We start from the raw sequence: 13578 nt of genomic DNA on the forward strand, positions 1-13578 counted from the left end.
GCGCCCTCAGTTGTTTCAGAGCGTGCGTATCAGCCAGTCGCGAAACGCCTTCAGCGACGCCAGCGACTCATTACGCGCCGGGTACACCAGGTAATAGCTGCGCCGGCTGCTGATCGGTTCACCCAGTTGCAGCAGCTCGCCGTTGTGCAACTCATCCTCCACCAGAATCCTCGGCACCAGCCCGATGCCGATATTGGCGCGCACCGCCTGGATCAGGTGCGAGGTCATCTCGAAACTCGGGCCGATGCGCATGCTGCGATGGGGCAGGGCGTGATGGCTGAACCACTCGGACCAGGCCTGAGCGTTGCTGCTGACGTTGAGCAGCAGTTGCCCGGCGATATCCTTGTCGGCAGTGAGACGTTCGGCATCGGACAACTGCGTGCTGGCGATCACCACCAATTCTTCAGTGTGCAGGCGGTGGGCGGTCAGCCCCGGCCAGTCACCGCCGCCGACGCAAATCGCCGCGTCGATTTCGCTGGTGTCGAAGTCGATCGTTTCGATGCGTGAATGCAGGTGCACTGTCATGCCCGGGTGCGCGGTGTAGAAATCCTTCAAGCGCGGCAGCAGCCATTTGGAGCCGAAGGTCGGCAGGGTCGCCAGGCGCAAACTGTGGATGCCCGAGCCAAACGCCATGGCCTTCAACGTCGCGCTGCGAATCTGGCCGAGGGCTTCGGACAGTTCGCGTTGGTACATGCGCCCGACGTCGGTAAGGATCACCCGCCGGCCTTCGCGGCTGAACAGGCGCATGCCGAGCATCTTTTCCAGAATCTGCACCTGACGACTGACCGCGCTCTGGGTCAGCGACAGTTCGTGGGCGGCGCGGGTGTAGCTTTCATGGCGTGCGGCGGCTTCAAACGCCAGCAGCAACGACATCGAGGGAGTGAGGGTTCGCGGATTCATTCGTTTTAGTCATGGATTGCGGGTCGATTTTACGGTTGTCCCGGCGTCGCTCTGCAATGAACATAAGGCCTATGAGATGGCGGGAGCGTGACGCAATCATTCATTGCGCACAACTGTTCACCGCCACACGGCCCGTTTTTGACCGAGATTGCCCTCCCGATGATTGCCCAGCTGTCGCCTTCCACCGCGCTGAACACCGATTACCAACAGTTTCTCAAAGCCCTTGAAACCGGCGGTTTTCGCGGCGAAATCAGTGCCGACTACGCCAGCCGCGTGGTGCTGGCCACTGACAACTCGATCTACCAGCGCTTGCCGCAAGCGGCGGTATTCCCGCGTGACGCCGACGACGTGGCGCTGCTGGCGCGCCTGATCGCCGAACCGGCGTACCAGAAAGTGGTGATCACGCCTCGCGGCGGCGGCACCGGTACCAACGGCCAGTCGTTGACCGATGGCATCGTCGTCGACTTGTCGCGGCACATGAACCGCATCCTCGAAATCAACGTTGAACAGCGTTGGGTGCGGGTGCAGGCCGGTGTGGTGAAGGACCAACTGAACGCCGCCCTGAAATCCGCCGGGCTGTTTTTCGCCCCGGAACTGTCGACCTCCAACCGCGCTACGGTCGGCGGCATGATCAACACCGACGCCAGCGGCCAGGGCAGTTGCACCTACGGCAAGACCCGCGACCACGTGCTGGAACTGCACATGGTCCTGCGGGGTGGCGAGCGCTTGCACGGTCGCCCGCTGGAAGAAAGCGAGCTGACAGCGGAGTGTGCTCGCGAGGGCCGGGCCGGTGAGGTGTATCGCTGTGCGCGGCAGATCATTGATGAGCAGGGCGAGCTGATCCGGGAAACCTTCCCCGATCTCAATCGCTGCCTGACCGGCTACGACCTGGCGCACCTGCGCGAGGCCGACAACCGTTTCAACCTCAACAGCGTGCTGTGCGGCGCCGAGGGTTCGCTGGGGTTTGTGGTCGAGGCCAAACTCAACGTATTGCCGATCCCCAAGCACACGATGCTGGTGAACATTCGCTACGCCGGCTTCATGGATGCCTTGCGCGATGCCCGGGCGCTGATGGCGCTCAAGCCGCTGTCGATTGAAACCGTCGACTCCAAAGTGCTGTTGCTGGCGATGCAGGACATCGTCTGGCATGGCGTCGCCGAGTACTTTCCGGAAAGCGCCGAGCGGCCGACGCTGGGGATCAACCTGGTGGAGTTCTGCGGTGACGATCCCGAGGAGCTGCAAGGTCGGGTCGAGGCCTTCGTCCGGCACCTGGGCACTGACGCCACAGTCGAGCGCCTGGGCCATACGCTGGCTGTCGGTCATGCAGCGGTGAATCGCGTTTATGGCATGCGCAAACGCGCAGTGGGTCTGCTCGGCAACGTCGCCGGTGAAGCGCGGCCACAGCCGTTTGTCGAAGACACCGCCGTGCCACCGCAACACCTGGCCGAGTACATCGCCGAACTGCGCGACCTGCTCGACAGCCATAAGCTGCAATACGGCATGTTTGGCCACGTCGATGCCGGCGTGCTGCACGTACGGCCGATTCTCGACATGAAAGACCCACAACAAGCCGCACTGGTGCGCCCGGTGTCGGACGGCGTCGCCGCGTTGACCCAGCGTTACGGCGGCCTGCTGTGGGGTGAGCACGGCAAGGGCCTGCGTTCGGAATATGCGCCGGCGTTCTTCGGTGAGTTGTACCCGGCGTTGCAAGCCTTGAAGGCGGCGTTCGATCCGTTCAACCAGTTCAACCCCGGCAAGATCGCCACGCCGAACATTCCCGGCGCTGTATTGTTGAAGATTGACGAAGTGACCCTGCGCGGCGAACTCGATCGGCAGATCGACGAAAAAGTCTGGCAGGACTACGGCGCGGCGATGCACTGCAACGGCAACGGCGCCTGCTACAACTTCGATCCCGACGACGCCATGTGCCCGTCGTGGAAAGCCACCCGCCAGCGCGCGCAATCGCCCAAGGGCCGCGCTTCGCTGATTCGCGAATGGCTGCGTTTGCAGGGCGAGGCGGGTGTTGATGTGTTGGCCGATGCCAGCCGCCGTCCGCCGTTTTTCAGCACATTGCTGCAGCGCTGGCGCAACAGTCGTGCGCAGGAACAGGACTTCTCCCACGAGGTGTACGACGCCATGGCCGGCTGCCTGGCGTGCAAGTCCTGCGCGGGGCAGTGCCCGGTGAAAGTGAACGTGCCGGACTTCCGCTCGCGGTTTCTCGAGCTGTACCACACCCGTTATCTGCGGCCGGCGCGGGATTATCTGATCGCCTCGCTGGAGTACACGATTCCGTACATGGCGCGGATTCCGTTGCTCTACAACGGCGTGATGGGCGCCTCGTTCAGCCGGCGCTTGATCGAGCGCCTTGGCGGCATGGTCGATGTGCCGTTGCTCAGCCGTTTCGATTTTTATGCGGCGATGCGTCGCTGGCAGGTTCAGCCGGCGTCGGTCGAGGTACTTTCGGCGCTGACCCAGGCGCAACGTGAACGCAGCGTGGTGCTGGTGCAGGACGCGTTCACGCGGTATTTCGAGGCGCCGCTGCTGGCGGATCTGATCGAGCTGATTTCGCGTCTCGGTTATCAGGTTTATCTGGCGCCGTTCAGTGCCAACGGCAAGCCGCTGCACGTGCAGGGTTTCCTGTCGGCGTTCAATCGCGCGGCGTTGCGCAATGCCGGGCAGTTGCGCGCGCTGGCCGAGATCGGGGTGCCGTTGGTGGGGCTCGATCCGGCGATGACTCTGGTCTATCGCCAGGAATATCTGAAAGTCCCTGGGATGGAGCAATGCCCGGAGGTGGCGCTGGTGCAGGAGTGGTTGCTCAAGGTCATGCCGGAGCAGGCCGATCAGCGCCGCGAGGACACCTTCCGCCTGCTGGCGCATTGCACCGAGAAAACCAACGCCCCGGCCGCCACCCGGCAATGGGAGCAGGTGTTCGAACGTGTCGGCCTGAAGCTGGCGACCCAGGCCACCGGGTGCTGTGGGATGTCCGGTACTTACGGACACGAAGCGCGCAATCGCGAGACCTCGGCGGTGATTTACGAGCAGTCCTGGGCGAAGCAGATCGAGGCGCCGGCGGAGAAGGGCGAGGCGCTGGCCACCGGGTATTCCTGCCGTAGTCAGGTCAAGCGCCAAGCCGATCGACAGTTACGCCATCCGTTGCAGGTCGTGCTGGAAACCCTGCGTACCGCGTGATCGCTGCTTGAGAACCACTGGCGATTGGATCGGTTTTTCATGTTATAAGGTAACGCAAATTATGCGGCCGCTTTCGGGCGGCTGCATCGATCAACCTTTCGATTGCGATACTTCCATGACGATTGCGGTTCCCCGTTCTGCCCCCTCGGCCACTGGCCGGTTGCTGTCCATTGATGCGCTGCGTGGCCTGGTGATTCTGTTCATGTTGCTGGACCACGTGCGCGAAACCTTTCTGCTGCATCGACAGGTCAGCGACCCGATGGACATCGCCAGCACGGAACCGGCGCTGTTCTTCAGCCGCACCCTGGCACATCTGTGCGCGCCGGTGTTCGTGCTGCTGACCGGGTTGTCGGCGTGGCTGTTCGGCGAGAAGTACGACGGCAAGGCTGACGTCAGTGCCTTCCTGTTCAAGCGCGGTTTGTTTCTGGTGGCGCTCGAATTCACCCTGGTGAATTTCGCCTGGACGTTCCAGCTGCCGCCGACCGTGATCTACCTGCAAGTGATATGGGCGATCGGCCTGAGCATGATCGCGCTGTCGCTGCTGGTCTGGCTGCCACGCTGGCTGCTGCTGACGTTGAGCGTTGCGATCATCGCCGGGCACAACCTGCTCGACGGACTGCACTTCCCGACCGAGTCGGCACTGCACGTGCCATGGGCAATCCTGCATGACCGCGGTTGGATCGAGGCCGGCGAGACTTTGCGTCTGCGCACCTCGTACCCGTTGTTGCCGTGGATCGGCGTGATCGGGCTGGGTTACGCGCTGGGGCCGTGGTTCGCTCGCGCAGCCGATGCCGGCGTGCGCCAGCGCCGTTTGTTGATCGGTGGTGTCGCCGGGCTGCTGGGCTTTGTGGCACTGCGGCTGGTCAACGGTTACGGCGAGAAACCCTGGGCTTTCGGTGACAGCGGTGTGCAAACCCTGATGAGCTTTTTCAACATCACCAAATACCCGCCGTCGCTGTTGTTCATCACGTTGACGGTGAGTGTCGGGCTACTGCTGTTGCTGGTGTTCGAGCGCGCGCAGGATCGACGCTGGATTCGCTGGCTGACGGTGTTCGGCTCGGCGCCGATGTTTTTCTACCTGCTGCACCTGTACGCGCTGAAGGTGCTGTACCTGATTGGCGTGGCGCTGTTCGGGCTCAATCAGGGCACCTATTTCGGTTTCTCGTCGGTGACGGCGGTGTGGCTGGCGGCGATGGTGCTGGCGGTCGCTTTGTTCCCGGCCGTGCGCTGGTTTTCGGCACTGAAGGCCCGACGCCGTGACATCGCCTGGTTGAAGTATCTGTAGAACGGCTCAGCTCGTTTTGCCCTCGCGGGCATTGCGGACGAAGTCGATAAACGCCTTGAGCGGCGCCGGTACATGGCGTCGGCTCGGGTAGTACAGGTGCAGGCCGGGATAGTACGGACACCAGTCCGCCAGCACCTGCACCAGCCGTCCGCTCGCCAAGTGCTCGCGAGCCATGTCCTCGAACACATACGCCAGTCCCAAGCCCTGCAACGCCGGGCCGATCATCAGGCTGACATCGCCCAGGGTCAGGGGGCCGTTGACCTCGATTTCCTGTTCAATGCCACCGCGTTCGAATTCCCAACGGTACATCGAACCGCTCGGGAACCGATGTCGGATGCAGGGAAGGGCATGCAAATCTTCAGGTTTCTGTGGCGCGGGATGTCGTTCGAAAAAACCGGGCGAGCCGACCACCACTGAACGCAGATTCGGTCCGATGGGCATCGACACCATGTCAGCTTCCAGCCGGTTGCCGAAGCGTACACCTGCATCGAATCCTGAGGCGACGATATCCAGCAGCGCATCGCTCTCGACTACTTCCAGACGAATATCCGGGTAAATCTTCAGAAACTCGCTGGCTATAGGCAGCAGCACCAGCTCGCACGCCTGGCGCCCGGAGGTAATGCGCAGATTGCCCGAGGGCTTGTCGCGAAAGTGATTGAGGTCTTCAAGCGCATCTTCGATATCGCGAAACGCCGGTTTCAGCCGCGCATACAACCGTTCGCCCGCCTCGGTCAGAGCCACGCTGCGGGTGGTGCGATTGAACAGGCGCACGCCGAGGCGATTTTCCAGCGCTCGCAATGAATGGCTCAGCGCCGACGGCGTCAGGCCCAGATCCACCGCTGCACGGCTGAAGTTCAAGTGCTGGGCAATGCAGAGAAAGATCGACAGATCCGTCGTGGACGGGTTTTTCATTTGTGAGTGCCTTTCACAAAGTCATGCAAATTTGTTGGGATTATCACATCAGTAGCACGGCTTTAAAGTCGACTCAACTCATCAAGAAGGCCCGGCAATCTCGCCAGGGTCACCGACAGGAGGAGTTGATATGCGTACCTGGCTGATTACCGGAGCTTCCCGTGGTTTTGGCACCCTTATCGCTGAACAGGCCCTGCGTGCCGGTGACGCGGTGATTGCCACCGCCCGCAACCCGCAAGACATCACCGACCGCCTCGGCGAACACCCGAACCTGCTGGCCGTGCGGCTGGACGTCACCCGCGAAGAGGAAGCCCACCAAGCGGTGGCAGCAGGCATCAAGCGCTTCGGTCGCATCGACGTGCTGATCAACAATGCCGGCTTCGGCGTGTTGGGCGCCGTTGAAGAAACCAGCGCCAGCGAAACCGAGCGCCTGTTCGCCACCAACGTGTTCGGCCTGCTCAACGTCACCCGCGCCGTCCTGCCACACATGCGCGCCCAGCGCAGCGGACGGGTCATCAATATCTCGTCGATTGGCGGTTATCAGGCCTACGTGGGCTGGGGTGTCTACGGCTCGACCAAGTTCGCAGTGGAAGGCATCAGCGAAGCGCTGCATCAGGAACTGGCGCCGCTGGGCATTCATGCCACGGTGGTCGAACCGGGCTTCTTCCGCACCGACTTCCTCGACGAACAATCGCTGATCAAGACCGCGCTGGTGCTGCCGGACTATGACGAAACCGTCGGCAAGATGCGCACGTTTGCCGAAGCGGCCAACCATGCACAACCGGGCGATCCGCTGAAGTTTGCCGAAGCGATGCTGGCGCTGGTCAACGCGCCGAACCCGCCGCAGCGGCTGGCGTTGGGCAGCGACACGATTGCGCGGATCGAAGCGAAGAACCGTTTGGTGGCGCAGGAACTGGCCGGGTGGAATGAGCTGGCGTTGTCCACGGATTTCAAGGACTGACCTAGCCCCTCGTTGAAGCTATCGCAGGCTGCGCTCTATTGATCGCAGCCTGATTTTCTTTTCATTGGATGAAATCATGACAAACGTCTCCCAACACCAAGGCACGCGCGACAAGCTGCTGATCCTCGCGGCCATTTGCCTGTCGGCGCTGGTCCTTCCGTTAAGTTTTACCGGTGGCGCGGTGGCGACGCCGGCCATCGGCCGTGACCTGGGCGGCAGCCCTGTGGCGCTGACCTGGATCACCAATGCGTTCATGTTGTCGTTCGGCAGTCTGCTGATGGCGGCGGGGGCGTTGGCCGATGTCTATGGACGCAAGCGCCTGTTCACCGCCGGCATGCTGTTGTTCACCGCAGCGTCGATTGCCCAGAGCCTGGCGCCTTCGGTGTTCTGGCTGGATGTGTTGCGGGCGATTCAGGGAGTGGCCGGTGCTGCGGCGCTGGCCAGCGGTTCGGCGGCGTTGGCGCAGGAGTTCGAAGGTCATGCGCGCACCCGTGCGTACAGCATGCTCGGCACCACGTTTGGTATCGGTCTCGCGTTCGGCCCGTTGGTGGCCGGAGCGTTGATCGAGGCGTTCAACTGGCGCGCGATCTTTGTGTTCACCGCGCTGATTGGTGTGATCGCGATGGTCTTCGGCCTGCCGCGCATGCGTGAAACCCGCGACCCCGACGCCAGCGGTCTCGACTGGGCGGGTACCGTGACGTTCAGCTCGGTGCTTGCGCTGTTCACGTTCGGAGTGATCCAGGCGCCCGAAAGCGGTTGGAGCAGTCCGTTAGTGGTCGGTCTGTTGGGTGCTTCCGCGTTGTTGCTGGCGCTGTTCGTCTTCATCGAAATGCGCGTCAAACGCCCGATGCTCGATCTGACGCTGTTCCGCTTTCCGCGCTTCGTCGGCGTGCAGATGCTGCCGATCGGCACCTGCTATTGCTACATCGTGCTGGTGGTCATGCTGCCGCTGCGCTTTATCGGCGTCGAAGGCTTGAGTGAAATCGATGCCGGTCTGCTGTTGCTGGCGCTGTCGGCACCGATGCTGGTGGTGCCGATGCTTGCGGCGTCCATGACACGTTTTGTTTCGGCGGGAGTCTTGTCGGGCGTGGGTTTTTTGATTGCCGCCGTGGGGCTGCACTGGCTGAGCCTGTACAACGTCGACGAGCCGAAATTTGCGCTGGTGGTGCCGATGGTATTGATCGGAATCGGCGCGGGTCTGCCGTGGGGCTTGATGGATGGACTGTCGGTCAGCGTGGTGCCGAAAGAGCGCGCCGGCATGGCGGCCGGGATCTTCAACACGGTGCGGGTGGCGGGTGAGGGGATTGCGCTGGCCAGTGTCGCGGCGATTCTTGCTTCGCTGCTACACACGAATCTACAAGCAGTGGCCGGCGGTGCAGACGCAGCGCTGATTGCCGAGACCGCGCACCGGGTGACCACAGGTGATATGGCCCATGCGATCAACACAGTTCCGGGGTTGGCTAACGAACGGCTGGTGCAGGGTTACGCCTCGGCGTTCCAGTATCTGCTGCACATCCTGACGATCATCACCCTGGTGTCGGCGGCTGTGGTGCTGGGGCTATTAAGCAAAGATCGGACGGTGCCGGAACCCCAACAGGCTGCGGCATAAATGAAAAAGCCCGGAAGCGCAAAACGCTTCCGGGCTTTTTTCATTGGATCAGCGGCGATCCAGCCACACCGTCTGCGCATTGCAGAACTCGCGCACGCCGAAGTGCGACAGCTCACGGCCGAAACCGCTTTTCTTCACGCCGCCGAAGGTCACGCGCGGGTCGCTGGCGGAGTAACCGTTGATGAACACGCCGCCGGTTTCCAGTTCGCTGGTCAGTTGCTGGGCCAGGGCGACGTTGGCGGTGTAGATCGTGGCAGTCAGGCCGAACTCGCTGTCATTGGCCAGCGCTACAGCGTGGGCGCAGTCGCGAGCGGTAATGATCGAGGCCACCGGGCCGAACAGTTCCTGTTTGAACGAAGTCATGCGGTCGGTGACGTCGGCCAGTACGGTCGGCTCGTAGTAGTTGCCCGAACCCTCTACTTTGCCGCCGCCGAGCAGCAGGGTGGCGCCTTCTTCCAGGGTGTCGCGCACTTGTTGATCCAGTTCGTCGCGCAGATCGAAACGGGCCATCGGGCCGATGTAGTTGTCGGCGGACAATGGATCGCCCATCTTCAACTGGCGAGTGGCTTCGACGAATTTGCGGGTGAATTCTTCAACCACGCCTTCTTCGATGATCAGACGTTTGGCAGCGGCGCAGACCTGGCCTGAGTTCTGGTAACGACCGATCACGGCCGCTTGCACGGCTTCGTCGATATCGGCGTCGTTGAGCACGATAAACGGATCGGAGCCGCCCAGTTCCAGCACGCACTTCTTCAGCGCAGCACCGGCCTGTGCGCCGATGGCCATGCCGGCGCGGACGCTGCCGGTCAGGGTTACGGCGGCAATGCGCGAATCGGCAATGGCGGTCGAAACGCCTTCCGGGGTGACGTTGATCACTTCAAACACGCCATCGGCAAAACCGGCGCGGGTGAAGGCGTCGCGCAGCAGGTAGGCGCTGCCCATCACGTTCGGCGCATGTTTGAGCACGTAAGTGTTGCCGGCGATCAGGGCCGGGACCGCACCGCGAAGCACTTGCCAGATCGGGAAGTTCCACGGCATCACGGCGAGGATCGGGCCGAGCGGACGGTACTCGATACGTGCCTTACCGCCCTCGACCAGGGTCGCTTCGGCGTTGAGCATGGCCGGGCCGTGTTCGGCATACCACTCGCAGAGCTTGGCGCATTTCTCGATTTCGCCACGAGCCTGGGCGATCGGTTTGCCCATTTCCTGGGTGATCATGGTCGCCATGGCTTCGCTGCTGTCACGCAGCGCGCCGGCCAGCGCAGTCAGGGCGCGGGAGCGATCCTGCAGCGGTTTGCGTTTCCACTTGTTGAAGCCGAAGGCGGCGCGGGTCAGCGCAGCGTCGAGGGCTTCGGCGGATTCGAAAGCGTAATGACCGATCTGCTCGCCGGTGGCGGGATTGATCGAGATAGCGTGGGTCTGGCTGGAAATCGGGCTCATGGCATCGTCCTGCGAGGTCAGTGGATGCGCTCAGAGTAGGGTGGCGTTTGGTTTCTGGAAACTGAATAATAAAGAGCGTTTCTTTCACGATTGGAGAATGACTGTGGATCTGGTGCAACTGGAAATTTTCAAGGCTGTTGCCGAGCACGGCAGCATCAGCGCGGCGGCGGCGCAGATCCATCGCGTGCCGTCGAACCTGACGACCCGCATCAAACAGTTGGAGGAAGATCTGGGCGTCGACCTGTTCATCCGTGAGAAAAGCCGCTTGCGCCTGTCGCCGGCGGGCTGGAGTTTTCTCGAGTACGCACGGCGCATCCTTGACCTGGTCCAGGAAGCCCGCGCCACGGTGGCCGGCGAGGAACCGCAAGGCGCGTTCCCGCTGGGCTCCCTGGAAAGCACGGCGGCGGTGCGGATTCCCGGTTTGCTGGCAACCTATAACCAGCAACACCCGAAGGTCGATCTGGACCTGTCGACCGGGCCGTCCGGGACGATGATCGACGGTGTGCTTTCCGGGCGACTGGCGGCCGCGTTCGTCGACGGCCCGGTCCTGCATCCGGCGCTGGAGGGCATCCCGGCGTTCGAAGAAGAAATGGTCATCATCTCGCCACTGCATCACGGGCCGATCCAGCGCGCGGCGGACGTGAACGGCGAGAACATCTATGCGTTCCGCTCGAACTGCTCCTATCGCCATCACTTCGAAAAATGGTTCAGCACCGATGCTGCCGTGCCCGGCAAGATTTTTGAAATGGAGTCTTATCACGGCATGCTTGCCTGCGTCAGCGCGGGCGCCGGTCTGGCTTTGATGCCGCGCAGCATGCTGCAGAGCATGCCCGGTTGCGCGACGGTGAGTGTCTGGCCGCTGGCGTCGGATTTCCGCTATCTGACGACGTGGCTGGTATGGCGGCGGGGTACGGTTTCGCGCAGTCTGAGCATGTTTGTGCGCTTGCTGGAAGAGCGCGGTGTGGTGCGCGCAGAAGAGAATTGACCCTATGGGTTCGGGTCTCTCCATGAAGACCTGCTCATTTGATTGAAAAGCGTGCCCGGTTCGGTGATTCGCCGAACCGGGCATTTTTTATTGTCCGTCTATGCTGCGGGGCAGGTCGAGCGGATTACCGTCGCGCAACACCTCCGGCAGCAATGCATCGGGAAAGCCCTGATACGCCACCGGCCGCAAAAAGCGTTCGATCGAGGTCATGCCGACCGAGGTGAAGCGGCTGTCCGAGGTAGCCGGGAACGGCCCGCCGTGTACCGTAGCGAAGGTCACTTCCTGCGGATGGGCAAAGGCGTTGACCACGATGCGCCCGGTGCGGCGTTCGAGGATCGGCAGCAGACGCCGGGCCAGATCCAGATCGCGGTCTTCAAGGTGAATGGCTGCGCTCAGTTGGCCCTTGAACGAACGGGCAACCGCCAGCAGCTCTTCTTCATCGTTGACCGTTACCAACAGCGCCGCCGGACCGAACACTTCATGGGCCAGCGCCGGTTCGCTGAGCAGGCGTTGACCGTCAACTTCCAGCAGCGCCGAGCGCCCTTCAAACTGGCCATCCGCCGGAGCGCCGACCGCTACCAGATTCGCTCCCACGCTTTCCATCGCCACCAGGCCTTTGACGTATGAACCGTGAATCCCCGGCGTCAACATTGTGCGTGCCGGCGCTTCGCTGACTCGCTTGATCATGGCGCTGCGCAGCGCGTGCAGACCTTCGCCCTCGACCGCGATCAGGATCGACGGACACAGACAGGCTTGACCGACATTCACCAGCATCCGTTCGATAAAGCCATCGCCGATTTCGCCGCCACGTGCGGACAGCGCTGCGGGCAAAATGAACGTCGGGTTGACGCTGGTCATTTCGGTAAACACCGGAATCGGATCAGGCCGCAACTGCGCGCGACGATAAAGCGCCATGCCGCCCACCTCTGAACCGGTGAACGTCACCGCTTTAATCAAAGGATGATCGACCAGCGCCTCACCGATGGCATTGCCGCCACCGCGCACCATCGAAAAAACACCCTCGTGCAAGCCATGCTTCTGCACCGCTTTACGGATGGCGCTAGCCTGGATTTCCGAGGCTCCAGGATGCGCGTTGTGCGCCTTGAGAATCACCGTCGCACCGGCTGCAAGTGCCGACGCGGTGTCGCCACCGGCCACCGAATAGGAGATCGGAAAGTTGCTCGCACCGAAGATCGCCACCGGGCCGATGGCAACTTTCTGCAGGCGATGATCCATCCGTGGTCGCGGCTGTCGATCAGGTTGCGCCGGGTCTATCGCCAGTTGCAGAAAGCGCCCCTTGCGCACCACCTCGGCGAACTGACGGAACTGGGTCGCAGCTTTGGCGGCTTCGCCTTCCAGTTGTGCATGGGGCAGGCCGGTTTCCAGCGCGGCCCGGGCAGCCATTTCTTCGCGCACGGCGTCGAGGTTGTCGGCGATGCTTTCCAGAAACGCCGCACGTTCGGTCAGCGAGGTGTGGCTATAGCTATCGAATGCCGCGTCGGCGAGGGTTGCAGCCTGATCGACTTGCGCCGCGCCGCCGAAGGCAAAATCCGGCTCGATCAGCGTGTTGGTCGCTGGATTCAGCGCCTTCATCGTGCCCTCGGTGGCGGCGACGTCAGTGGCGCCGATCAGCAGGTGGCCGGTCAGATTCATTTCGCTTCACCCTGCGACTGAAGAGTGGCGATCAGTTCGTCTGTAGTGGTGATGACATGAGCGAAGGTCGGGCCGTTGAGTTCGTGGGCGGCGTGCATCATTTCCTCTTTGAACGCGGCGGTCGCATCGCGCACCAGCGTGACGTGATAGCCGAGTTCGGACGCATAGCGCGCGGTGGCTTCGATGCAGGTGTTGGCCAGCAGGCCGACGATGATCACGTGAGTGATGCCTTGCTGCTTCAGGCGAAAATCCAGGTCGGTGTTGGCGAAACCGCTGGAGCCCCAGTGTTCCTGAACCACGATGTCGCCGTCCTTCGGCGCGAAATCCGGGTGCCATTCGCCACCCCATTCGCCGCGCGCGAAGTGGTGCATGTGCATGATCTTTTGTTGGGTCGGGGTTGGGTGATCCCAGTTCTCGTAGTCGCCTTTTACCCAGCGGTGATGCGGTACGATGACGACCGGAATCGGCAGGGCCCGCACGGCGCGATCGAGTTTGCGCAGGTTGTCGAGCAGGCCGTTCTGCTCGGCCATCGGTTTGAGCAGCGGAAAGATCTTGCCGCCGTCGGAGAGAAAATCGTTGTACGGATCGACCAGCAGGTAGGCGGTTCTGTCGAGCGGATAGAGAGGTTTCGACATGACGATGGA

The 13578-nt window shown here is 62.2% G+C and carries 10 protein-coding genes; 5 read left to right on the forward strand and 5 right to left on the reverse strand.

The window, feature by feature from the left end; genetic code table 11:
* Positions 1-15: 15 nt before the first annotated feature.
* A complete protein-coding gene (locus tag CAF74_RS09640; RefSeq protein WP_173892765.1) occupies positions 16-900 on the reverse strand; it encodes a LysR substrate-binding domain-containing protein in 885 nt (294 codons plus the stop codon).
* Positions 901-1059: 159 nt separating this feature from the next.
* Here CAF74_RS09640 and CAF74_RS09645 point away from each other — a divergent pair, with 159 nt between their 5' ends.
* Positions 1060-4089 (forward strand): FAD-binding and (Fe-S)-binding domain-containing protein, encoded by a 3030-nt coding sequence (locus tag CAF74_RS09645; RefSeq protein ID WP_085746200.1) that lies wholly within the window; start codon positions 1060-1062, stop codon positions 4087-4089.
* 115 nt (positions 4090-4204) lie between these two features.
* Complete coding sequence (locus CAF74_RS09650) at positions 4205-5374, forward strand: DUF1624 domain-containing protein (RefSeq protein WP_085746272.1); 1170 nt, start codon at positions 4205-4207, stop codon at positions 5372-5374.
* 6 nt (positions 5375-5380) lie between these two features.
* On the opposite strand, the gene CAF74_RS09655 is transcribed toward CAF74_RS09650, so the two are convergent.
* Positions 5381-6286, reverse strand: a complete 906-nt coding sequence (locus tag CAF74_RS09655) for a LysR family transcriptional regulator (protein WP_085746201.1) — start codon at positions 6284-6286, stop codon at positions 5381-5383.
* Between the two features lie 130 nt (positions 6287-6416).
* On the opposite strand from CAF74_RS09655, the gene CAF74_RS09660 reads away from it, so the two are divergent.
* On the forward strand, positions 6417-7247 hold the full coding sequence (locus CAF74_RS09660) for an oxidoreductase (RefSeq protein WP_085746202.1): 831 nt from the start codon (positions 6417-6419) through the stop codon (positions 7245-7247).
* 76 nt (positions 7248-7323) lie between these two features.
* Positions 7324-8856, forward strand: coding sequence for an MFS transporter (locus CAF74_RS09665; RefSeq protein WP_085746203.1), 1533 nt, complete (start codon positions 7324-7326; stop codon positions 8854-8856).
* Between the two features lie 48 nt (positions 8857-8904).
* Here the strand turns inward: CAF74_RS09665 and CAF74_RS09670 are convergent, their stop codons facing one another.
* The gene (locus tag CAF74_RS09670) at positions 8905-10296 is read right to left on the reverse strand and encodes an aldehyde dehydrogenase family protein (protein ID WP_085746204.1); all 1392 of its coding nucleotides are present in this window, start codon (positions 10294-10296) and stop codon (positions 8905-8907) included.
* A 103-nt stretch (positions 10297-10399) separates the two neighbouring features.
* Between CAF74_RS09670 and CAF74_RS09675 the strand changes: the two genes are divergently transcribed.
* Positions 10400-11281: a LysR family transcriptional regulator gene (locus tag CAF74_RS09675; protein WP_007950470.1), complete on the forward strand. Its 882-nt coding sequence runs from the start codon at positions 10400-10402 to the stop codon at positions 11279-11281.
* 87 nt (positions 11282-11368) lie between these two features.
* On the opposite strand, the gene CAF74_RS09680 is transcribed toward CAF74_RS09675, so the two are convergent.
* Positions 11369-12934, reverse strand: coding sequence for an aldehyde dehydrogenase (NADP(+)) (locus CAF74_RS09680; protein ID WP_085746205.1), 1566 nt, complete (start codon positions 12932-12934; stop codon positions 11369-11371).
* Positions 12931-13569 carry an isochorismatase family cysteine hydrolase gene (locus CAF74_RS09685; RefSeq protein WP_085746206.1) on the reverse strand — a complete coding sequence of 213 codons (639 nt, stop codon included), beginning with the start codon at positions 13567-13569 and terminating at the stop codon, positions 12931-12933. Before CAF74_RS09685 ends, CAF74_RS09680 begins: the two co-directional genes overlap by 4 nt.
* Positions 13570-13578: the final 9 nt, after the last annotated feature.

The sequence above is a fragment of the Pseudomonas sp. R45(2017) genome (assembly GCF_002112305.1).
In the GTDB taxonomy this organism is placed as follows: domain Bacteria; phylum Pseudomonadota; class Gammaproteobacteria; order Pseudomonadales; family Pseudomonadaceae; genus Aquipseudomonas; species Aquipseudomonas paraglycinae.

Coding starts and splice junctions, on each gene's coding strand:
- CAF74_RS09640 (WP_173892765.1), bottom strand. CDS start 900: ATGAATCCGCGAACCCTCACTCCCTCGATGTCGTTGCTGCTGGCGTTT.
- CAF74_RS09670 (WP_085746204.1), bottom strand. CDS start 10,296: ATGAGCCCGATTTCCAGCCAGACCCACGCTATCTCGATCAATCCCGCC.
- CAF74_RS09685 (WP_085746206.1), bottom strand. CDS start 13,569: ATGTCGAAACCTCTCTATCCGCTCGACAGAACCGCCTACCTGCTGGTC.
- CAF74_RS09680 (WP_085746205.1), bottom strand. CDS start 12,934: ATGAATCTGACCGGCCACCTGCTGATCGGCGCCACTGACGTCGCCGCC.
- CAF74_RS09665 (WP_085746203.1), top strand. CDS start 7,324: ATGACAAACGTCTCCCAACACCAAGGCACGCGCGACAAGCTGCTGATC.
- CAF74_RS09660 (WP_085746202.1), top strand. CDS start 6,417: ATGCGTACCTGGCTGATTACCGGAGCTTCCCGTGGTTTTGGCACCCTT.
- CAF74_RS09650 (WP_085746272.1), top strand. CDS start 4,205: ATGACGATTGCGGTTCCCCGTTCTGCCCCCTCGGCCACTGGCCGGTTG.
- CAF74_RS09655 (WP_085746201.1), bottom strand. CDS start 6,286: ATGAAAAACCCGTCCACGACGGATCTGTCGATCTTTCTCTGCATTGCC.
- CAF74_RS09645 (WP_085746200.1), top strand. CDS start 1,060: ATGATTGCCCAGCTGTCGCCTTCCACCGCGCTGAACACCGATTACCAA.